The organism is Arthrobacter sp. NPDC093128, assembly GCF_040683875.1.
Lineage (GTDB): Bacteria > Actinomycetota > Actinomycetes > Actinomycetales > Micrococcaceae > Arthrobacter.
The window spans coordinates 93,671-113,897 of sequence record NZ_JBFBEY010000016.1; the positions used below are offsets into that span (position 1 = coordinate 93,671).

Annotated in this window: 17 protein-coding genes; 6 read left to right on the forward strand and 11 right to left on the reverse strand. The window is 68.5% G+C overall.

All coding sequences use genetic code 11. The annotated features are described in order from the left end of the window. The first annotated feature begins 94 nt into the window (after nucleotides 1-94). Complete coding sequence (locus AB0N24_RS18950; protein WP_364127606.1) at nucleotides 95-766, forward strand: NAD-binding protein; 672 nt, start codon at nucleotides 95-97, stop codon at nucleotides 764-766. Further along, entirely contained in the window at nucleotides 767-1,534 is a 768-nt protein-coding gene (locus tag AB0N24_RS18955; protein ID WP_364127501.1) for a TrkA family potassium uptake protein, read from the forward strand. On the opposite strand, the gene AB0N24_RS18960 is transcribed toward AB0N24_RS18955, so the two are convergent. The 4 genes from AB0N24_RS18960 to dut all read right to left on the reverse strand — a co-directional run bounded on the left by AB0N24_RS18960 (nucleotide 1,531) and on the right by dut (nucleotide 4,065). Beyond that, on the reverse strand, nucleotides 1,531-2,322 hold the full coding sequence (locus AB0N24_RS18960; protein WP_364127504.1) for a DUF3159 domain-containing protein: 792 nt from the start codon (nucleotides 2,320-2,322) through the stop codon (nucleotides 1,531-1,533). The genes AB0N24_RS18955 and AB0N24_RS18960 overlap by 4 nt on opposite strands. Beyond that, a complete protein-coding gene (locus AB0N24_RS18965) occupies nucleotides 2,319-2,714 on the reverse strand; it encodes a hypothetical protein (RefSeq protein ID WP_364127507.1) in 396 nt (131 codons plus the stop codon). The genes AB0N24_RS18960 and AB0N24_RS18965 overlap by 4 nt, the downstream gene beginning before the upstream one ends. Next, on the reverse strand, nucleotides 2,707-3,414 hold the full coding sequence (locus tag AB0N24_RS18970; RefSeq protein WP_364127509.1) for a DUF3710 domain-containing protein: 708 nt from the start codon (nucleotides 3,412-3,414) through the stop codon (nucleotides 2,707-2,709). Before AB0N24_RS18970 ends, AB0N24_RS18965 begins: the two co-directional genes overlap by 8 nt. Nucleotides 3,415-3,534: 120 nt before the next feature. After that, nucleotides 3,535-4,065 (reverse strand): dUTP diphosphatase, encoded by a 531-nt coding sequence (dut, locus tag AB0N24_RS18975; protein ID WP_364127512.1) that lies wholly within the window; start codon nucleotides 4,063-4,065, stop codon nucleotides 3,535-3,537. Nucleotides 4,066-4,172: 107 nt separating this feature from the next. On the opposite strand from dut, the gene AB0N24_RS18980 reads away from it, so the two are divergent. Beyond that, on the forward strand, nucleotides 4,173-4,661 hold the full coding sequence (locus tag AB0N24_RS18980; protein WP_364127515.1) for a DUF3093 domain-containing protein: 489 nt from the start codon (nucleotides 4,173-4,175) through the stop codon (nucleotides 4,659-4,661). 45 nt (nucleotides 4,662-4,706) lie between these two features. On the opposite strand, the gene AB0N24_RS18985 is transcribed toward AB0N24_RS18980, so the two are convergent. Beyond that, nucleotides 4,707-5,006, reverse strand: a complete 300-nt coding sequence (locus AB0N24_RS18985) for a DUF4193 domain-containing protein (protein WP_214954932.1) — start codon at nucleotides 5,004-5,006, stop codon at nucleotides 4,707-4,709. Nucleotides 5,007-5,374: 368 nt separating this feature from the next. On the opposite strand from AB0N24_RS18985, the gene sepH reads away from it, so the two are divergent. Continuing rightward, on the forward strand, nucleotides 5,375-6,820 hold the full coding sequence (gene sepH, locus AB0N24_RS18990) for a septation protein SepH (protein WP_364127518.1): 1,446 nt from the start codon (nucleotides 5,375-5,377) through the stop codon (nucleotides 6,818-6,820). Nucleotides 6,821-6,873: 53 nt separating this feature from the next. Here sepH and AB0N24_RS18995 read toward each other — a convergent pair whose 3' ends face one another. The 4 genes from AB0N24_RS18995 to AB0N24_RS19010 form a co-directional block, all read right to left on the reverse strand. Beyond that, a complete protein-coding gene (locus tag AB0N24_RS18995; RefSeq protein WP_364127521.1) occupies nucleotides 6,874-7,596 on the reverse strand; it encodes a thymidine kinase in 723 nt (240 codons plus the stop codon). After that, a complete protein-coding gene (locus tag AB0N24_RS19000; RefSeq protein WP_364127524.1) occupies nucleotides 7,589-8,827 on the reverse strand; it encodes a nucleotide pyrophosphatase/phosphodiesterase family protein in 1,239 nt (412 codons plus the stop codon). Before AB0N24_RS19000 ends, AB0N24_RS18995 begins: the two co-directional genes overlap by 8 nt. A 1-nt stretch (nucleotide 8,828) precedes the next feature. Beyond that, a complete protein-coding gene (locus tag AB0N24_RS19005) occupies nucleotides 8,829-9,569 on the reverse strand; it encodes a DUF5998 family protein (protein WP_104174958.1) in 741 nt (246 codons plus the stop codon). Between the two features lie 117 nt (nucleotides 9,570-9,686). Next, nucleotides 9,687-12,377: a GNAT family N-acetyltransferase gene (locus tag AB0N24_RS19010; protein WP_364127526.1), complete on the reverse strand. Its 2,691-nt coding sequence runs from the start codon at nucleotides 12,375-12,377 to the stop codon at nucleotides 9,687-9,689. 54 nt (nucleotides 12,378-12,431) lie between these two features. Between AB0N24_RS19010 and AB0N24_RS19015 the strand changes: the two genes are divergently transcribed. Both AB0N24_RS19015 and AB0N24_RS19020 read left to right on the forward strand, forming a co-directional pair. Then, entirely contained in the window at nucleotides 12,432-14,933 is a 2,502-nt protein-coding gene (locus AB0N24_RS19015; protein WP_364127529.1) for a DNA topoisomerase IV subunit A, read from the forward strand. A gap of 9 nt (nucleotides 14,934-14,942) precedes the next feature. Then, entirely contained in the window at nucleotides 14,943-15,461 is a 519-nt protein-coding gene (locus AB0N24_RS19020) for a DinB family protein (RefSeq protein WP_104174961.1), read from the forward strand. Nucleotides 15,462-15,479: 18 nt separating this feature from the next. Here AB0N24_RS19020 and AB0N24_RS19025 read toward each other — a convergent pair whose 3' ends face one another. Both AB0N24_RS19025 and cydD read right to left on the reverse strand, forming a co-directional pair. Next, a complete protein-coding gene (locus AB0N24_RS19025) occupies nucleotides 15,480-16,529 on the reverse strand; it encodes a GNAT family N-acetyltransferase (RefSeq protein WP_364127532.1) in 1,050 nt (349 codons plus the stop codon). 9 nt (nucleotides 16,530-16,538) lie between these two features. Next, entirely contained in the window at nucleotides 16,539-20,225 is a 3,687-nt protein-coding gene (gene cydD / locus AB0N24_RS19030; RefSeq protein WP_364127535.1) for a thiol reductant ABC exporter subunit CydD, read from the reverse strand. Nucleotides 20,226-20,227: the final 2 nt, after the last annotated feature.

A 20,227-nucleotide genomic window follows, 5' to 3' on the forward strand; every position in this document is an offset into this window, starting at 1 on the left:
GGCCCGGGAGGGATCTGCCGGACGCTGGGCAGGGCGGCCCGGCGGGCCGGTAGAGTCTTACGAAGCAACAGGAAAAATGACTGAGGAGGCACGGGTGGCGCACTTCGTGATCATGGGTTGTGGGCGCGTGGGAGCAACACTGGCGCACACCCTCGAGGATGCGGGCCACTCGGTGGCCATCATCGACCAGGACGACCGTGCCTTCCGCAGGCTGCGCACCGGGTTTTCCGGCCGCAAGGTGACCGGAGTCGGGTTCGACCGGGAAACCCTGAAGCAGGCAGGCGTGAGCGAGGCTTATGCCTTCGCCGCAGTCTCCAGCGGTGACAACTCCAATATCCTGGCCACCCGGGTTGCCCGCGAGACGTTCCATGTGCCCCACGTGGTGGCCAGAATCTACGACCCCGGCCGGGCCGAAATCTACCAGCGGCTGGGCATTCCCACGGTCGCGGCAGTGCGGTGGAGCGCAGACCAGGTGCTGCGCCGGATCCTGCCCGAACAGCACCTTGCCGGGGATTTCCGTGAGCCGTCGGGCCGCCTGGTCCTCGCCGAAATCGACCTCGACCCATCCTGGGTTGGCCACGCCGTGGCCGAAATCGAAACGGTAGCCGGAATCCGGGTTGCCTACCTGACCCGGTTCGGCGAAGGCATGCTTCCCGGGGCCGGTACGTCCTACCAGGAGGGCGACACGGTCCACGCCATGCTGCGCGTGGACCGAAGCGCCGAAGTCGGCCACATTCTTGCCAAAGAACCCCCCAAGGAGAAGTAAGTGAAAGTCGTCATCGTCGGGGCAGGCAGCGTCGGTTCCTCGATCGCCCGCGAACTCCTCGCCCACAAGCACGAGATCCTGCTGATCGACCTGAAACCGGAAGTCATCGGGCGCAGCGGGCTCCGGGGCGCGCACTGGCTGGTCGGGGATGCCTGCGAGCTGAGCACGCTCCAGGATGCCAAGCTCGAAGACGCCGAAGTGGTGGTTTCCGCCACTGGAGACGACAAGGTCAACCTTGTGGTGTCGCTGCTGGCGAAGACCGAGTTCGGCGTCGGCCGAACTGTCGGGCGCGTCAACAACCCCAAGAACGACTGGATGTTCAACGATTCGTGGGGTGTCGACGTCGCCGTCAACACCCCGCAGCTCATGACCGCCCTAGTTGAGGAAGCAGTGGAAATCGGGGACCTCGTCCGGCTGCTCACCCTGCAGACGGGGGTTTCGTCACTCGTGGAGTTCACGGTGCCCCACGACTCGCATGTCATCGGGCTCACCGTGGGAGGCATCGACTGGCCCGAAGACTCCACGCTCGTGGCGATCCTCCGGGACCAGGCGCCCATCACGCCCAGCCGGGACGACGTGATCGACGGTGGCGACGAACTGTTTTTCGTCACCACCATCGCCGCCGAAGACGACCTCCGGGCGCTGCTGTCCCCCGACCAGCAGCAGGACCACGAACCGGACCGGCAGCACGGATCAGACGACGGGCACCCGGATGCCGCCGAAAGGCCGGAGCAGCAGGCTCCGGAGGAGGACGGCTTCGACGGCTAGTGCTGTGGCGGCGAACCCGGCTGCGAACGATCACCCGGCTGCGCTGACGGCGACGCCGGCGTCACGGGCTTGGTGATAAGCCACGCAACCCAGATGCCCAGGATGTACAGCGGGGCACCCATGATGAGCCGCGTGGTCGCGAGGCCTGCCAGTCCCTGCTCGCCGAGGAGATACAGCGGCACCTGGACCAGCAGCCGCAGCGCAAGGACGGCCACGATCACCCACGTGCCCAGGCGGTAGGCCCGGACGCGGGCGGGATCCTTGCGCCATTCCAGGCCCTCGTTCCGGATGAAGCCGAACAGCAGCCCGGCAATGGGCCAGCGGAGCGCAATGGAAATCACCATCCCCGTGATGTAGGCGGCGTTGGTAAGGAATCCGAGGACATAGAAGTCCTCCGCCTTGCCGGTGGTGTTGGCCAGCCACGCGGAGATGCCGACGCCGGCGATCCCGGCCAGTGCCTGGGTCAGCGGACGCCGCTGGACCAGCCTGGCCACGGTGAAAGCCGCCGCCGCCGCCAGGGCGGCAATCAGGGAGAGGGTCAGCTCGCGCGTTATGGTGAAGGCCACCAGGAACATGAGGCCAGGAAGAATGCTCTCGGCGATGCCCTGTACGCCGCCTGCGCTCTTGAGCACGTCAATGCTGCCGTCCTTAGACCGGTGCAGCCCGGCCTTGACCGCGTAGTCTTCCGCGAACTGGGCCATTGAAGGGGTCTCCGGCGTGGGTGTCGGTTTGACCGGTTCGGACGCGGCGGGCCCGGCTGCGGGATCCGGGTTCTCGGACGGCGTCATTGGTTCTCCTGGCGGGACAGTATTTCGTAGCGGGGATTGAACATGGTGGGAAGGCCGTCGCGGAACGTCAGCATGCCTTCCAGCCGAAGCTCGCAGCCCGCGTCCACGCCGGAAACCCGCCGCCGGCCGAGCCACACGACCCGCAGCCGGTCGCGGCGGCCCGGTCCCCCGGGTTTCCGCGCCGTCGGCGGCTCCGCGGCGGCCGGGACGAAGCCGGCCTTGCCTCGCGGGACATCGTCGTGGTCCGTGACGATCGCGGTGAACGAGGCCACCTGCGTGGCCGGAACGTAGGTCACGGATTCAATAAAGCCACGGCAGAGCACACGCCCACGGTCCGGCAATCCACTGATGGAGAGTACGGGCTGCGGAAATTCGCCGGCCGGGTCAGCCAATCTGGGTGATCTCCGGTCCGCGCTCGGGCTGCTCGAATTCGGGTGCGCCCTGCGGCGGCTGAGGGGTCGAGTCCTTCGGCAGGCGGAGCTGAAGCAGGTCACGCGGCGGCATGGGGCTCTCGCCCCGGACCACCACGATCTGCCGGAACAGGGATTCGAGGTTTGCGGCGGCGTCTCGGTCAATGGCAGCCTCGCCGCCCAGAACGCCGCGCAGGAACCAGCGGGGACCGTCGACGCCGATGAACCGGGCCACGCGGTAGCCGCCGGCGCCGTCGCCCGTGCCTGCCGGAAGCTTCGCCACCAGCTCGGTGCCGAAGGCGCCGGGGACCTCTTCGACCTGGCCGCCCTGGCTTCCCACGGACTGTCCGATCTGCTCACGGATTTCATCCCAAAGTCCCTCGCTGCGCGGGGCAGCGAAGGCCTGCAGCTGCAGGCTCGAACCTTCCAGGTCCATGGTGACGGCCACAACCCGCTGGGTGGCTTCCTCGACCTCGAGGCGCAGCTGGAGTCCTTCACGGGGTGCAATCAGGAGGGCGCCGAGGTCCACATATCCATTGGTGCTCTCGATTTCCGAGACGTCGAAAGGCCCCGTGGCTTCCCGGCCCGTGCTTTCCGCGGCAACGGCCTCTGCAGTCTCCAGGGTGTCCCCGGGCTCTGCTGCCTGGTCCTTCTTGGCCTTCTTGCCACGCCCAAAAACCATCGGGTTGTCTCCTTAGTTGTGATCTTGTCCCGCGGTGCCACCCGGGCAGCGCGGTAAGTCATGCAGCACCGGCAACGCCTGCAGCACTGGCAAAACCAGCAGTAGCGGCAGCGCCGGAGGCTAGGCCTGCGGTGCCGCGAATCCGCCGGTGGAACCGAAGCCGCCGTCACCGCGGACTGAGTCGCTCAATTCCGCGACGGCCACAAACTGCGCGTACTCCACGCGTTGAATGACCATCTGGGCAATTCTATCGCCGCGCCGCAGCTCAATGGCGTTCTCGCGGTCCGTGTTCAGGAGAGTCACGGCGATCTCGCCGCGGTATCCGGCGTCGACCGTTCCCGGGGCGTTGACCACTGTCAGGCCGTGCTTGGTGGCGAGCCCCGAGCGCGGGTGGATGAGGGCGACGTAGCCGTTCGGCAAGGCGATAGAGACCCCGGTGGGGACCAGCCGGCGCTCACCCGGTTCGAGGACAACGTCCTCGCGCGCACGGAGATCCGCGCCGGCATCGCCGGGGTGGGCGTAAGAGGGGGCTTCGAGGCCGGCGTCGAGCATTTTCAGCTGGACCGACAGGGTGGGCGATCCGTACGCACCGGCGCTGCCTTCCAGGGAGTTCGGCGGCAAAGTACTCACGGCTGCAGTTTCTTCAGTCACAGTCATTCACTCTAACGCCCGTAACGGCCTTGGGCCTAGCCGCCGGGGGCCGCGGCCGGCGCTGAAGCCAAGGTGAAATACCCCGGAAAAGGTGGAAAGCTGGGCCTATGCCGGAATCTAGCGCAGCTGTGCCTGCCCCCAACAGCACACCCCATGGAACAACCGTTCTATACAGCGAGAAGCTCCACCCCAATCTGTGGATCTGGCTGGTGGCAGCCGGACTCTCCGGCGCCGGCATCCTGGTGTTCGCCCCGATCAGCATTGCGGCCGGCATTACGGCGGCAGTGGTGCTCTTCGTCATCATCGCGGTTCTGCTCGTCCTGTCCACGCCGTCGATCACGGTCACCGCGGAAACGCTCCAGGTAGGGCGGGCCACCATCGAGCGCCGTTTCATCGGTGCCGTGACGCCGTTCAGCGGCAAGGAGGCCACGGCCGAACGCGGCCCCCGCCTGAACGGACTGGCTTATCTCTGCATCCGCGGCTGGGTGGACCCGGTGGTCAGGATCGAGATCACGGATCCTTCCGATCCCACGCCGTACTGGCTCACGTCCACGCGGCGGCCGGCACAGCTGACGGCGGCCCTCACCGCTTCCTGACGCGGCCCCGCGCATGGCATTAGGGGACGGCTCCCGCCGCCCCTGTCAGCCCTCGCAGTCCTTGCAGAAGAGCAACCCGTCCTTTTCGCGGGCGATCTGCGAGCGGTGACGGACAAGGAAGCATGACGAGCAGGTAAATTCATCAGCCTGGGCCGGCATGACGCGGACCAGGAGTTCCTCACCGGACAGGTCAGCACCCGGGAGTTCATAGCCTTCGGCCAGGTCGGTTTCGTCCACATCCACCACAGCCGTTGGCTTGTCCGAACGCCGGGTCTTCAATTCCTCAATGGAATCTTCGTTCAGGTCCTCTTCTGATTTCCGCGGCGCATCATAATCTGTCGCCATTGTTTTCTGCTCACACTCCGCTTTGTTCGGTTGGATCGCCGGGCCCCGGTGACGGCACCTCCCGGGCAATTGGCGCCCTTTGGCTGTCTCCTGGTCCGGTTCACCGATGTAAACGCTGGATTACCCGGTTTTGTGCCCGACTTAGGCGCCCATTTTTCCCCAAACGGACCGTGAAAGCGAGAGCTTTCCCGCTTGATTCCCTGCGGAGACCTGCGGAGACCTGCCGTAGGGCGGACTAAGGCAGGTGGAGCGCACTGTACTGCCCGGAAAGTCGCGGAATATCGCGGCGCGCCCTCTCCCCTCCCCGGAAAAACGGCTGCCGGATGGCAGAGTTTCGAATGTCAGTAATGCCAGGGTGGAGGATTTGTATGCAGGATCTACGGCTTGTAGGCGTCCACGACGACGGAGGGCACCTCCTGTTGAGCGGCACCGGCGGCGAGATGTTCCAGCTGCCGATCGACGAAGCTCTCCGGCTCGCGGCCAGCCGCTCTCCGGTGCGGGGTGCTGCCACAGCCGCGCCCGTCGCAATGTCCCCGCGGGACATCCAGGCGCGCATCAGAAGCGGTGCCACGGCTGCCGAGGTTTCAGACCTCTCGGGCATTCCGCTGGCCAAGGTCCAGCGGTATGAAGGTCCGGTGCTCGCAGAACGGGAGTACGTGGCCCAGCAGGCCCGGAAAATCGAGGTGGCTTCACCCGCCCCCGGCCATGATGTCTACCGCTCCGCCTTCGGCGACAACCCGGCCACCCTGGGCGACATGGTGGCGCACCGGCTGACGGCCCATGGCATCGAATCCTCAACCGTGGAATGGGACTCCTGGCGGCGCCCGGACGGAACCTGGACAGTGGTTGCCCGCTTTGAGACCAAACCCGGCGGGCACGCCAGCATTGGCGAGGAACCTCCGGCCATGTGGACCTTCAGTCCTGCCCGGAAATCGTTGCAGAACGCCAACCGCTGGGCACAGCAGCTGAGCGAACTGGAGCCGCTTGACGGGCCGGTCCCGGCCCGCCGGCTGTCGGCAGTTTCCGACCGCCCGTTCGACTTTGAAACAGATGCCGAGGCTGCAGCAGCCCGGACGGCGTCGGGACAATCCGGCAAGGACGCGGACGGCCTTCTCGATATGCTGCGCTCCCGCCGCGGCCAGCGGCTGGGTGTGGACGAAGACGGCGACGACGCACTGGCAATGCTGCTCACCAACGGCGTTCCGGCCGCCCACCCCCGGCCGTCGGAAGTGGTGGCGGAGCCCGAGGCCGAAGAGCCCGGGACCGGCGCGCAAAGCGGCGAGGAAGCCGATGCGCCGGCCGCCAAGGGAGATTCCTTCACCCGGAAACGCGATGGCCGCGTCTCCATGCTTTCCCGCCTCAGCCTGGCTCCGCTGCACTCCGAAGACGGCGATGACCGGCTGAAGCTTCACGACGGCGTCAGCACGGAGACCCGCGAAATCACGATTGTGGCGTCACCGCTGCGCCCGGTCACGGATCCGGACGACGCGGCCGCGGCGGAGTCCGGCACCGTTCCGGCGGCACACGACAGCCCGCACCCTGAAGCCGTCACCGCCCCTGAATCCACGCCCGTCAGGGACGCGGCGCCCGGGCGTCAGTCCGGCTGGAACCGCGAATCCGCTCCGACCGTCGGCCTGGATGAGCTGCTTGGCGGCGGGAGCCCCAGGCGGAGCCGGGACGATGCACCTGCCGGTACCAGGAATGAGACCGGTGGCGAGCGTGAGGTTGAACAGCCCGAACGGCAGCCGTCCAAGCCCAAGCGCTCCAGCGTGCCCAGCTGGGATGAAATAGTCTTCGGCGCACGCGGCGACTGACCTGCCGGCCACTGACTTGACATCGACGGATCTGCCGCGGGCTCCCTAGCCACTCAGCTGCGGCCGGTTTCCCCTGAGCCGCGCCACATGCAGGCGTCCACCTCGAACGGCAGCAACTGGTCCTGCTGGGCCATGATATTAGCCCCGTGGGCCGTGACCCGCCGCATGAAGTGCCGCCGGCACAGTGTCTCGTATCCCACCACAGGAGTGTGGTCCGCTCCGCCGGCGCCGGTTGGGTCGCCGGCCATGTCGACGTCGCCCACCACGACCTGCGCGCCTTCGGTGACCATCACGCCGTCAACTGTGCGGGCGTTGTGGGTCGCCCGGCGTCCGCACCAGCACAGCGCTTCCACTTGCAGGACCTGGACACGGTCCGCGAGTTCGATCAGCCGCTGGGATCCCGGAAACAGCCGGGTGCGGAAGTCCGCGCTGATGCCGAAGGCAAACACATCGACGTCGATCTCGTCCACAATGCGGGCCAGCTGCTCCACCTGCAACGGCGAGTAGAACTGGGCTTCATCACAGATGAGGTAGTCCACGCGGAGGCCGCGGGTCCGGCGCCCGATCACCTCGTCCCAGAAGTCCGTGGTGTCCAGGACCTCCACGCAGTCCGTCTCCAGCCCGAGGCGGCTGGAGATCCGGGCACCGCCGGCGCGGTCGTTGCGGCTGAACCGGACGCCGCCGCGTCCCCGGGCCCTGTGGTTGTGGTCCATCTGCAGGGCGAGGGTGGATTTTCCGCAGTCCATGGTGCCTGAGAAGAAGACGAGTTCAGCCACGCGCTCCCTTTCTGCCCTGGGCCTGGAAGCAGAGCAGCGGAACCTCACGCTCCGCTTTGGTCAGTGAGCCGTGCTGCCCCACCACTTCCAGGGCGGTAGGACGGACGCGGCGGGTGTCGTACAACGCCAGGGCGTCCCGGGCTGCGACCATAACGTCCCCGATCCGTGGGCTGACCTCCGGCCTGACGGCGCCGAACAGCCCGGCGGAGACAGCCTCTTCCCGGGTGAACGCCCAGATCCTGTCGCCGAACCTGGCGCGCCAGGCGTCGATCAGCCGGGCGCGGTGCTGCTCCCCGGCTCCGGGCTCAAGGTACAGATGCACCATGCGGGGCTCCCCCGCCGTGTGCCGCACACCGTCGATGAGGGCCGGCTCGGCGGAGTAGTCGAAACGCTGGGATTCGGGGACATCGAGCATGCCGTGGTCCGCCGTCAGCAGGACCGTGGTCCCCGGCGGCAGGCTGGCGTTGAGCCGCCGTACGGTTGCGTCCAGTTCTTCGAGCTGGTGTTCCCACTGAGCCGACTGGCAGCCGTAGCGGTGCCCGGCCTTGTCCAGGTCGTTGACGTAGAAGTACATGAGGGAGCTTTCGGCACCAAGCATGGCCTCTGCCGCCGCGGCAGTCCTGGCGTGCGGGGTGCTGGCGGCGATGAACCGGCCTCCCCGCAGCGCAGCCTGCGTCATGGGTGACGCGCCGAACTGCGGCAGGCTGATGGTGCTGACGTCCGTGTGGGCGGATGCCCGCTCGAAGACGGTGGGAAACGGCTGCCACTCGCGGGGGTCCACACCGGCATCCCAGTTGCCCAGCATGTTGACCACTTTGTCCTGCCTCGGGTCCAGGACGTCATAGCCCACCATGCCGTGCTGGCCGGCCGGGAGCCCGGTGCCGAAGCTGGCGAGGGAGGACGCAGTGGTGGACGGAAAAGCTGAGTCCAGGGCCACCGGTACGGCTCCCTGGCCCTGCTGCATCACCGACCGGAGGAAGGGGGTGTGCGCCGATTTCTGTTTGAGCAGGTTGCGGCCCAGGCCATCGGCCAGGACAACGCACACCCTTTTGGCCGCCGGCAGGTTCAGCCTGTTCTCAAAGCCCTCGATCCCGAGGCTGGCTGCAGCGCTGGTGAGGACTTCCGCGATGGACCGTTGGCCGAAGGCGGGCGCCGGTGGCAACGGCGACGGAGCCGGGGCACCTTCGGCGATGGCGATGACTGACGGTTCTGAGGGGTTTTCGGGCGTCATCTCAGCGCTGGTGTCCGCGGCTGAGGCGGTTTCCGAAAACACCGGTGCGCGGACGCGGCGCGGCCACGGGGCCGCTGTGCGGGACGGGCGCGGCCGAGCCGGTGTTGACAGCGCGCAGGGCCCGGGCGAACAGCTTCGCGTCCTGCACGGCCTGCAGGCCGTCGGCTTCGGCGCTGATCCGCAGCACAATGTCCTCCTGGGCGATGGTGCCGCTGTAGCCGTGGTCAGCTTCGCACTGCGGGTCGCCGCAGCTGGCCGGACCCATGTCCAGCCGCTGGCCGCCGGACCAGGCAATGGACAGGGTCAGCTCGCGGACAGGATCGGACGGCTTGTAGTTCTGCGGCTGGGCGTACATGTAGCTGAGCACCACGGAGCGGATCTGCGCCACGGGCACGGACTCGGTGGAAATCTGCGCAACGATCTGTTCCCCGGCCTCATCCAGCTGCTGGTCGTCAACGTGCGCAATGACCAGCATGTCGTCCGTCAACACCAGCACGGTGATGTGGCGGCGGACCTCGGCGCGGTCGAAGTGGGTTTCCAGGTGCACAAGGTGCGCCATGCAGTCGCGGCCGTCAAGGGCGTCGTCAACAACATCGGCGACAAGCCGGGGGTAGAAGCCTGCCTGCTGGAGCGCCCCTTCGAGGCTCTGGCCCTGGGCACCGTGGTCATGTGCGCTGTGGCTGGGTGCGGCCTGGTGACCGGAGCGGGGTGCTTGCGGCTTCGACGTGGGAGGCTGGGTCATTACCCCATTTTCACAGATCGGCTGTGCACTTGCTAACTGTGTGTCCCGCCCCCGCCCAAGCGGGCAGGCGGAGCCACCGGCCAAGCGGGCAGGCGGGACCCACGGCCGCAGTCCGTGCTAGCTCCGCATTGCCCGCCGCGCACTGTCGGTCCGCTGGGCGGCATTGGCGATCCGGACATCGGCGGACAGGATCGATGCACCGCCGGGACCGGCCAGCACGGGGTTGAACTCAATCAACGCGATTTCGGGGTGGTTGTCCTTCAGCCTGGTCAGCCGCGCGGCAATGTCCTCCAGCGCCGCCACATCCACCGCCGGCAGCCCCTGGTAGCCGAACAGTTTCCGGGCCGCACGCGGCGCGCGGATGAAGTCGTGGACGTCGGCCCCGGAGAGCGGGGGAACCCGGTGGGACCAGTCCTCCAGCAGGTTCACGGCGTCACCGGCCAGTCCGAAGGACACCACGGGACCCAGCAGCGGATCTTCAATGGCGCGGAACGTGCAGGCCTGCCCCACCGGCGCCATGGTCTGGATTTCCATCGATGGCGATCCGTACGGCGCCAGGGCGCGGTGCATCTGGATGATGTTCCGTCGCAATGAGTCCGCGTCCTGGATGTCCAGCCGCACGCCACCAAGGTCGAGCCTGTGGCGCAGGGCGGGGTCCATGGTCTTGAGCACCACCGGCCAGCCCAGCCGGTCCGCGGCCGCCACGGCCTGGTCGGGCGTTTCGAAGCCTTCGGAGGGAACCACGTGGATGCCGTAATGGGCCAGCAGGGTGGCTGCTGTCGCGGGGGCGAGCTGCACCAGCTGCTCACCGGGGACGTCGTGGAGCAGGTCCTCCAGTTCGGCCCTGACGCTTTCCTGGTCACAGCCTTCCGGCTCCACGAACAGGCCCTTGTCGCGGACCACCCACTCGGCGTACTTCACGACGGCGGCGAGCGCCGCAACGGCGGCGCCCGGGTTGGAGTAGCACGGCACGGAACCGGTGGCTGCGTCTGCGCCGACCATACCCTCGACGTAGATGGACGGGTCCAGGATGCCTGTGAAGGCGGCAACCACCGGTTTCCCGGCCGCCGCCGAGCATTCCGCCAGGACACCCGCGATTTTCTCCACAGTGAGGCCGCGCGCGGGGAGCAGGGCTATCACCACGGCGTGAACGGAGTCGGAAGCGAGGGTCCGGGCCAGGCTTTCGCGGAGGGCCGGCAGCGCCAGGGACATGCCGGCGTCGAGGTCCACGTCGGTGACGATCCGCTCAACGCCCAGCCCGTTCGCGGCGGCAGCGTCCGCCACCACTTTGCCGAGTGCCCGGGAGTTGCTGAACACGGCGATGTCCGCTCCGGCAGGCAGGGGCTGGCCGGAAACGATCTGGGCGACGTCCATGAGCTGCTCAATGGTTTCCACCCGGATGACACCCGCCTGGCGCATCATGGCGTCGAGGGCGCCGGCGGGCGCCTGGGTGGTGCGCACGGCATGCCCCGGCGGCAGCTGGAGCCCCATGGCGTCCGACTTCGCCACGATGACGGGCTTGGTGCGGGCCAGCCGCCGTGCCAGCCGGGAGAACTTGCGCGGGTTGCCGATGGATTCGAGGTAGAGCCCCACCGCGGCGGTGTCGGCGTCGTCTTCCCAGAACTGCATCATGTCGTTGCCGGAGACGTCCGCGCGGTTGCCGGCGGAAAGGAAGGTGGAGAGGCCCACGCGGCGCCGGCTGGAGGCCGCGTAGAGGGATACCCCGATGGCCGCGGACTGGCTGAACAGGCCCAGGCCGCCGCGGCGGGGCAGGCTCGGTGCCATGGACGCGTTCAGGGACACCGCCGGGTTGGTATTGACGATGCCGAGGGACGCCGGGCCGATCACGCGCATCCCGTTGGACCGGGCCTGCCGGACCAGCTCGCGCTGCCGTGCCAGCCCGCGTTCGCCGTCGTCGGCGTACCCGGCCGTGGCGACGACGACGCCTTTGACCCCCGCCGCCGCGCAGTCCGCCACCACGTTCGGAACTTCCTCATACGGGACGGCTATGACGGCCAGCCGGACGGCGTCAGGCACTTCGGCGAGCCGGGCGAAGGACAGCATCCCGGCGAGTTCGAGGGCTTCAGGGTTGATGGCATAGACGGGGCCGGTGAAGCCGCCTTCAATGATGTGCTCGAGCAGCTGGTAGCCCACCGTGCCCCATTTGCGGCTGGCACCGATCACGGCAACCGACGACGGCGCCAGCAGCTCCTGGATGCTGCGCGCCTCCGCACGGTGTTCACGTGCCTCCATCACTGCCCGGGACTTTTCCGTGGGGTCGATGTTGAACTCCAGGCTCACGACGCCGTCGTCGAAGTGCCGTTTGACGTCGTATCCGGCGTCGGAGAAGACCATCAGCATCTTGCGGTTTTCCGGCAGCACTTCGGCGCTGAATTTGCGGATGCCGTTTTCGCGGGCAGCGGCGGCCAGGTGCTCCAGCAGGATGGACCCGATGCCGCGGCCCTGGTGGGCGTCGGCTATATTGAAGGCAACCTCGGCTTCTTCGGGATCGGCCAGCCGGTCGTAGCGGCCGATGCCCAGGATTTCCCCGCCGATGGTGATCACCAGCGCCACCCGGTCCTTGTAGTCCACCTCCGTGAAGCGCTTCAGCTCCTTGCTGGAGAGCCGCGCCTTGAAGGCGAAGAACCGCATGTAGATGGATTTCTGCGATTGGCCGGTATGGAAAGCCTGCACCGCATCGGCATCAGAGGGGTGGATGGGGCGCAAATGAGCCGTCCCGCCGTCCCGCAGAACAACATCGGCTTCCCAATATTCCGGATATACGCCGTCCCCGGGCTGATCCACCATAGGCTTAGCCTAGCTAAAACTCCGCCAGTAAACCGTTAAGGATCCACCAGCCCCATGGCCCGCCGCCAAAGTTCCGCCCCGGCAGGGGACGCCGTCCAGGACTACACCGAAAATATCGTTGATATCGACGTCACATCGGAAATGGAAGGCTCGTTCCTCGAGTACGCATATTCGGTCATCTATTCGAGGGCCCTCCCGGACGCCCGCGACGGCCTGAAGCCGGTTCAGCGCCGCATCCTCTACATGATGAGCGAGATGGGCCTTCGCCCGGACCGCGGCCATGTAAAAAGCGCCCGTGTGGTGGGCGAGGTCATGGGCAAGCTGCACCCGCACGGCGATACGGCCATCTACGACGCCATGGTCCGGATGGCGCAGGACTTTTCGCTGCGGCTGCCGCTGATCGACGGCCACGGCAACTTCGGCTCGCTCGACGACGGCCCGGCAGCACCGCGGTACACGGAGGCCCGCCTGGCGGCGGCTGCCCTGACGCTGACGGACCACCTCGACGAGGACGTCGTGGACTTCGTCCCCAACTACGACAACCAGCTCACCCAGCCGGACGTGCTCCCGGCCGCGTTTCCCAACCTGCTGGTCAACGGCGCCACCGGCATCGCCGTCGGCATGGCCACCAACATGGCCCCGCACAACCTGGTGGAGGTCATCTCCGCAGCCAGACACCTGATCGCGAACCCGGAGGCCACCCTCGAGGACCTCATGCGGTTCGTCCCCGGCCCGGATCTGCCCACGGGCGGACGGATCGTGGGCCTGGACGGCATCCGCGACGCGTACGCCACCGGCCGCGGCTCGTTCAAGACCCGCGCCAAGGTGGAAGTGGAGCAGCTGTCCGCCCGCCGCACGGGCCTGGTGGTCACCGAGCTTCCCTACATGGTGGGCCCGGAAAAGGTGATCGAGAAGATCAAGGACGCCGTCAACGGCAAGAAGCTGACGGGCATCAGCGACATTGTGGACCTCACGGACCGCAAGCACGGGCTCCGCCTGGTCATCGAGCTGAAGAACGGCTTCAACCCGAACGCCGTGCTCCAGCAGCTCTACCGTTACTCGCCGATGGAAGATTCCTTCGGCATCAACAACGTGACGCTGGTGGACGGCCAGCCGCAGACGCTGGGGCTGGTGCAGCTGCTGTCCGTCTACGTCGGCCACCGCATCAGTGTGGTGCGGCGCCGGACGGCGTTCCGGCTGGCGAAGAAAAAGGACCGCCTCCACCTGGTGGAGGGCCTGCTGATCGCCATCGTGGACATCGACGAGGTCATCCAGATCATCCGGTCCTCGGACGAGGTGGCCGCCGCCCGGGAACGCCTGATGTCCATTTACGACCTCACCGAAATCCAGGCGAACTACATCCTGGAACTCCGGCTGCGGCAGCTGACCAAGTACTCCCGGATCGAGCTCGAAAAAGAGCAGGAGCAGCTGAAGCGCGAGATCGCGGAGCTGGAGGCCATCCTGGGTTCGGACCAGCGCCTGCGCGAACTTGTCTCCGATGAACTCGCCGAAATCGCCGAAAAGTACGGCACACCCCGCCGGACGGTCCTGCTCGAGTCCGAGGCGGTCTCCCCCACCGTGGCCGCCGCCCTGGCAGCTGCACCCGGCGGCAAGGGCAAGGCGGCCCCGCTCGCGCTGGAAATCGCCGATGACCCCTGCTGGGCCATCCTGACCGCCAGCGGACAGATCGCCCGGACCTCCAACCAGGAGCCCCTCGCCGAGTCCGGACCGCGGTCAAAGCACGATGTCTTCCGGTCCGTGGTGAAAACCTCCGCCCGTGGCGAAATCGCCGCCGTCACGTCCCTCGGCCGGATGCTGCGTCTCCAGGTTATGGACATGCCCGTGCTGCCGCCGATGTCCGGGCTGCCGAACCTGGCCGGCGGCGTGCCCGCCAAGGACTTCATCACGCTCCTGAAGGGCGAAACGCTCGTGGCCTTCGCGCCGCTGGACACGGTCCTGGCAGTCGGCACGGCGCAGGGCATCGTCAAACGCGTGCAGCCCGATTACCCCCTCAACCGTGAGGACTGGGAAGTCATCGCCCTCAAGGACAAGGACACCGTCGTGGGTGTTGAACCTGCCGGGGCCGACGACGTCGACCTGGTGTTCCTCACCCGGCAGGCCCAGCTGCTGCGCTTCAGCGCCGGCACCGTCCGGCCGCAGGGCCGCACTGCCGGCGGCATGGCCGGCATCAAGCTCGCCGCCGGGGACCAGGTCCTGTTCTTCGGAACGGTCGAGCCGGGCGACGACGCCGCCGTCGTCGTGACGGTTTCCGGAACCGACGGCGCCCTGCCGGGCACCGCACCCGGCGCCGGAAAAGTAACAGCGTTCGCCGAGTATCCGGCCAAGGGCCGGGCGACGGCGGGCGTCCGGGCACACCGGTTCCTGAAGGGCGAAGACACCCTCCTCATCGCCTGGGCGGGCCACGGCCCTGCCAAGGCGTCTTCGCTGGCAGGGGTGGCGCGGTCGCTTCCGCAGGAGCATGGCCGCAGGGACGGTTCCGGCATCCCGCTGTCACAGGCCGTGGACGCGATTGGGCCCAGCCTGACCTGGGCTTAGACTACGGGCATGCCTATCATCCCCGACGAAAAGGACTGGACCTGGGTGCTGACCCGGCCCTGCCCCGAATGCGGCTTCGACGCGTCAACAGTCACTCCGGCCACGGTTCCCGGGAGCGTGTCCAACATGCTTCCCCGCTGGCGGGCGGCCCTCCGCCGGGCGGATGTGGCGGAACGGCCGGACGACGCCACATGGTCCGTGCTGGAGTACGCGTCGCACGTCCGGGATGTCTTCAGCCTCTTCGACCACAGGCTCAACCTCATGCTCAGCCAGGACAATGCCCGGTTCGAGGACTGGGACCAGGATAAGACAGCGGTGGAGAAGGACTACGCCAACGCCGACCCCGCCGTGGTCAGTGCCGAGCTGACGGCCGAGGGCGAACAGATCGCGGAGTCCTTCGCCGGCGTGCACCAGGACGAGTGGGGCCGGACGGGCCTCCGGAGCAACGGGTCGGAGTTCACGGTCATGACCCTCGCGCAGTACTTCCTGCACGACGTCGTCCACCACCTGCACGACGTCGACGCCTGAGTTGATCAGAAGGCCCGGTCAGGTGCGCGCCGGCAGTTCCTTGTCCCAGGCCAGGCTTCTGTTGACGGCGGCGTAGCCCATCTTTTCGTAGAGCGCGAGCGCGCCGGTGGGGTTCTCGGAATCAACGTCCAGGGACGCCCGGTCCATGCCGGCGGCCGCGAAGCGCCGCATGGCGTCGGCGAGCAGGGCCTGGGCGATGCCGCGCCCGCGGTACTCGCGGCGCACCCCCAGCAGGTCCGTGTAACCCTCGCTGTAGCCCCGGGAAACCGCGCCGTCCGGATCGTGGCTGGCCAGCTGGTAGCCCGCCACGGTTCCGGTGCTGCGGTCCAGGACCACGGCGCTCAGGTCCGGCCTCGCCTGCGGATCATTGACGGTGAATCCCCACGACTCCTCATCCCGGGGTTCGCTCCCCCAATGGTCACGGAAGGCGGCGTTGTGGGCCAGCCGGACGTCCTCGCTGAGCTCCGGGCGCATGGTCACCAGGTCCAGCCCGGCGGCAAGCCGCACTTCGGGGAGGGGGACGCCGCCCAGGTGACGGTGCATTTCGTTGAAATAGCGCACCACTCGAAACCCGGCTTGGCGGAGCAGCTGCTGCTGGTGCTTGTGCTGCTGCTCCATGTGGATGCGCAGCCTCGGCACGGGGCGCTCCGCGCCAGGCTGGCTCCCGGCAGGCTGGTTGTCTTCCGTGAAACGCTGGATGGTCCGCTCGCTGAGCCACCCGAGCAGCGCCATGCCGATCCCCCGGCGCTGCCAGGCGGGGTCGACGCAGCCGAAGCCGTAGGCCTTGTCGCCCTCCTTGTTCTTGGTGATGCGGGCGTAGGCGCGGGGAACGGACTGGCCGTCCAGCACCAGGAGGGTGTTGGCGGCGGGATGGTTCTTCTTCGACTGCAGGATCTGTTCAAGGTCCGCGATGCGCTCAAACCACACCGGCTTTTCCACCCCGGCCGTCCGTGCGATCAGGGCAGCCCACGCCTCAAGGTCAGGCTCCGCCGCGGGACGCCAGTCCAGGCCCAGGCCAGCCAGGGATTTCTGCCAGGACCCGGGCGTCGGGGCGTCGTCGTTGAGCATGCCAACAGGCTAGCTGCCGGCCCCGCCCCGCGCCAGAACCGGGCCCGTGACCGTGGCGGGCGCGCCGCCGTCCTCCCTGGAAGCGGGAGCCCTGCCCGTACCGGGGCCGCCCGCACCGTCCACTGTATTCAGACCTGCGTGGGACCCCGTGTCCAGGTCCAGCCGGCGGTCCGCCGCGTCGATGTCGTCCGGGTTGTGCGTCACCAGCACAACAGTCCGTCCGGTGAGCCCCCTGCGAAGGTCGGCCAGCATTGCCCTGCCCGCCCCGGCGTCAAGGTGCGCGGTGGGCTCGTCCAGCAGGATCACGTCGGCGCCGGTCATGAGCGTCCTCGCCACCGCCAGCCGTTGCCGTTCCCCGCCGCTCAGGAATGCGCCAGCGGGTCCGATCCGCGTGTCCGCGCCGTCAGCCAGCCGGCGCAGCAGCGGTTCCAGTCCGACGGCGGCCAGGGCGTCCGCCATGTCCTGTTCCGCGTCGCCTGCCTTGCCTTCGGGCCGGCCGAGCATGAGGTTACCGCGGATGGTGGAATCAAAGAGGTGCGCCTCCTGGGGGCACCACGCCGCGCGCCCGCTGACGGCGAGCCGGCCGGAGCGCGGCGGCAGGAACCCGAGCATCACGGCCAGCAGCGTGGATTTCCCGGACCCTGAAGCTCCTGTCACGGCCAGCCAGCGGCCTGGTTCCGCCGTCGCGGAGACCCCTGTGAAGACGTCCGGCCCGGCGGGCCAGGCCGCGGACAACGCCTCAAGTTCTATCCCGGGCCGCGCATCCGGACGTTGCGCCACGGGCTCCAGTCCCCCGGAGTCCACGGCACCGGCGGGCACGGCGTCGGAATCGGTTGTGCCGGTGTCAGTGTCAGTGTCAGGGCCCCGGGCTCCGGCGGTGTCCAGCACGCCGGCTTCGCTCACCCGGGCCAGGACCAGGCGGAGCGCCGGGTACTGTCGGACCGCCGTGGTCATGGCGGCATAAGGTTCCACGAGCGCCAGCTGCAGGAGAACCACGACGGCGGCCGTGGCCGCGTCCACGGAGCCGGCCAGCACCTGGGGTCCGGCCAGCACAGCGCCGGCAAGGGCGGCAGCACCGCAGGCCAGGACGGTGACGGCCTGGCCCAGCCCTTCGGCCCACGCCGACCGTCGGGAGGCTGCCGTTGCCGCCTTGTCTGCGTCTCCGATGGCGGACAGCACCGGTGCCGCGACACCGTTGGCGTGCAGTTCCGCCCGGGCATCCAGGGCCGCGGCGACGTCACGCAGTACCCCTGAGCGGAGCCGTTGTTCGGCCTGGGCGGACATCCTGTCCGCCAGCAGTGCGGCCGCCGGCGCGGCCACCAGTGAAACCAGCGCCGCGGCGATGACGGCGGGCAGCGCTGCAGGCAGCAGCAGGCCGGTGGCAGCCACGCCTGCCGCGCCCACGGCCACCGCGGTAACCGGCGGCAGGACCACCCGGGGCAGCAGGTCCCGGACGGTGTCGACGTCGTCAATCACCGTTCCCAGGACGTCACCGCCCTGCAGGAGCCGGCGCAGCGACAGCGCCCGCCGGCTCAGCGAATCCCACAACCGACCCCGCAGCCGGGTCAGCGAGGCGAAGACGGCGTCATGCAGCAGGAGCCGCTCGGTGTAGCGCAGGACGGCCCTGCCGATGCCGAAGAACCGCACGCCCACGATTGCCGTGAGCAAGTAGAGAATAGGCGGCTGCCCGGCGGCCCGGATGATCAGCCAGCCGGACAGTCCGGCCAGCGCAACCGCGAACAGCGCGGCCAGCACACCCACCACGCCGGCGAGGCCAAATTTGAGGAACTGCGGCCGCAGCAGCCGGACGATCCGGGCCGGGGTGTTGCCGCCGGTTGGCGGCGGTACAGTGCTGCTGCCCTGCACCGGGGCGGAACCGGGTGTACGGGCGGGAACGGAACCGGAGGTGCGGGCGGTCCGGTCCGCTTCCACGGGATGTTCCGCGGCCGCACCGACGACCGGGACCGCTACTGTGTCCGTTGCGGGGATCGCCGGGTCCGTTGCCGGGCGTACTGCGGCGAGCCCGGCCGTGGTGGCGCCTGGGGCCACCGCCACGATATGGTCCGCGAGCTCCCGGGTTAGCCGGTCGTGGGCCACCAGCAGGACGGTGGCCCGGCCGCGCAGCGTGCGGATGGCGCTGTTGACCAGATTGGCGGAGCTACGCTCAAGGTGTGCGGTGGGCTCGTCCAGCAGGAGGAGCGTGGCGCCGGCTTCAATCCGGGCCAGGCCTCGCGCGAGGGCCACCCTGCGGAGCTCCCCCGGGCTCAGCTCGGCGGGATGCTTGGCGGCCAGGTGCCCGGCACCGGCCGCCTCGAGGCAGCGCAGCGCGGTACCACCGGCAACAGTGCCGGTGCCGGTGGCACCGGTATCCCCGGAATTCCCGGCTTTGGCATTCCCTGCACCCTCCAGGTAGAGCCGCACTTCGGCCAGGACGCTGGCCTCCACCATGACCGGATGCTGCGGCACCCAGGCGACGTCCGAGGACGCGAACCCGCCAATGCGGCCGCTCACGGCCGTACCGCCGCCCGCGCCCACGATGCCGGCCAGGACGCCGAGTATGGTGCTCTTCCCTGCACCGCTGGCGCCGTCGAGGGCGGTGATCCGCCCCGCGGGCGCGTCGAAGCTCAGCGGCCCGACGGCGGGGTCCAGGCGTCCGCCGTACGCAACCGTCAGCTCACGGACGGTCACCGCCGGAAGGTCCGCGCCGCCGTCGGACGCCCTTTCCCCGGCCCCGAAGCTGTCTTGGGGCTGCAGCGGGACGGCTTCCGGTGCGTCCATCACAGCGGTGACCTCGGCAAGGGCGGCGCGTCCGTCGTCGCTGGCGTGATGGGCAGTGCCCAGTTCGCGCAGCGGCAGGTAGCAGTCGGGGGCAAGGATCAGGGCCAGCAGCCCGGCTTCGAGGGCCATGTCGCCATGTACAAGGCGCACGCCGATGAAGACGGCCACCACGGCCACCGAGATCGTCGCGATGAGTTCCAGGGCGAGGGCGGAGAGGAAGGCCGTCCGGAGCGTGTCCATGGTCCGGGACCGGTATTGCTCCGAAATGTCCTCGAGTGCCTTGCGCTGGGCGGTGGCCCGGCCAAGGCCCACCAGCACGGGAAGCCCCTTGGCCAGTTCCAGCATGTGGCCCGAGAGCCGGGCCAGGGCGGATTGCGCCGCCCGGACCCGGTCTTCGGTGTAGCGGCCGATCAGGACCATAAAGACCGGCACCAGCGGCACCGTCAGGACGATCACCACCGCACTGACCCAGTCGGCGAACAGGATGCGGGCCCCCAGCAGGAGCGGGATCGCGGCACAGTTCACGAGGGCGGGCAGGAACTGCGTGTAGTAGCTGTCCAGGGCGTCCAGGCCCCTCGTGGCCACGATGGCGAGGCCGCCGTCGGACGGACCTGCCGCACGCGTGCCGTTCCGCAGGGCACGTTCCAGCAGCGCCGCGCGCAGTTCCTCCTTGACCCCGAGCGCCGCGCGGCGCGACGCTACCCCCTGGGCCCACACGGTCAAAGACCGCAGCACAACGCCGGCGAGTCCCCAGCCCAGCTGGTCTGCCCAGGCCGGGCTCTGGGAGACCAGTCCGGCCAGGACGGATGCCACCGCCTGTGCCATGAGGACCAGCGAGAGCGCCTTGAGTGCTGCGAGCAGGCCCAGCCAATAGAGCGCGGACCGGTTGGCGGGGCCGGCGGGGAACTGCGGTCTCATGT

Bases quoted from the DNA above. Each gene is read 5' to 3' on its own strand.
- AB0N24_RS18960 (WP_364127504.1), bottom strand. From the start codon at position 2,322: ATGACGCCGTCCGAGAACCCGGATCCCGCAGCCGGGCCCGCCGCGTCC.
- AB0N24_RS18970 (WP_364127509.1), bottom strand. From the start codon at position 3,414: ATGGTTTTTGGGCGTGGCAAGAAGGCCAAGAAGGACCAGGCAGCAGAG.
- AB0N24_RS18980 (WP_364127515.1), top strand. From the start codon at position 4,173: ATGCCGGAATCTAGCGCAGCTGTGCCTGCCCCCAACAGCACACCCCAT.
- AB0N24_RS18985 (WP_214954932.1), bottom strand. From the start codon at position 5,006: ATGGCGACAGATTATGATGCGCCGCGGAAATCAGAAGAGGACCTGAAC.
- sepH (WP_364127518.1), top strand. From the start codon at position 5,375: ATGCAGGATCTACGGCTTGTAGGCGTCCACGACGACGGAGGGCACCTC.
- AB0N24_RS19000 (WP_364127524.1), bottom strand. From the start codon at position 8,827: ATGACGCCCGAAAACCCCTCAGAACCGTCAGTCATCGCCATCGCCGAA.
- AB0N24_RS19005 (WP_104174958.1), bottom strand. From the start codon at position 9,569: ATGACCCAGCCTCCCACGTCGAAGCCGCAAGCACCCCGCTCCGGTCAC.
- AB0N24_RS19010 (WP_364127526.1), bottom strand. From the start codon at position 12,377: ATGGTGGATCAGCCCGGGGACGGCGTATATCCGGAATATTGGGAAGCC.
- AB0N24_RS19015 (WP_364127529.1), top strand. From the start codon at position 12,432: ATGGCCCGCCGCCAAAGTTCCGCCCCGGCAGGGGACGCCGTCCAGGAC.
- AB0N24_RS19020 (WP_104174961.1), top strand. From the start codon at position 14,943: ATGCCTATCATCCCCGACGAAAAGGACTGGACCTGGGTGCTGACCCGG.
- AB0N24_RS19025 (WP_364127532.1), bottom strand. From the start codon at position 16,529: ATGCTCAACGACGACGCCCCGACGCCCGGGTCCTGGCAGAAATCCCTG.
- cydD (WP_364127535.1), bottom strand. From the start codon at position 20,225: ATGAGACCGCAGTTCCCCGCCGGCCCCGCCAACCGGTCCGCGCTCTAT.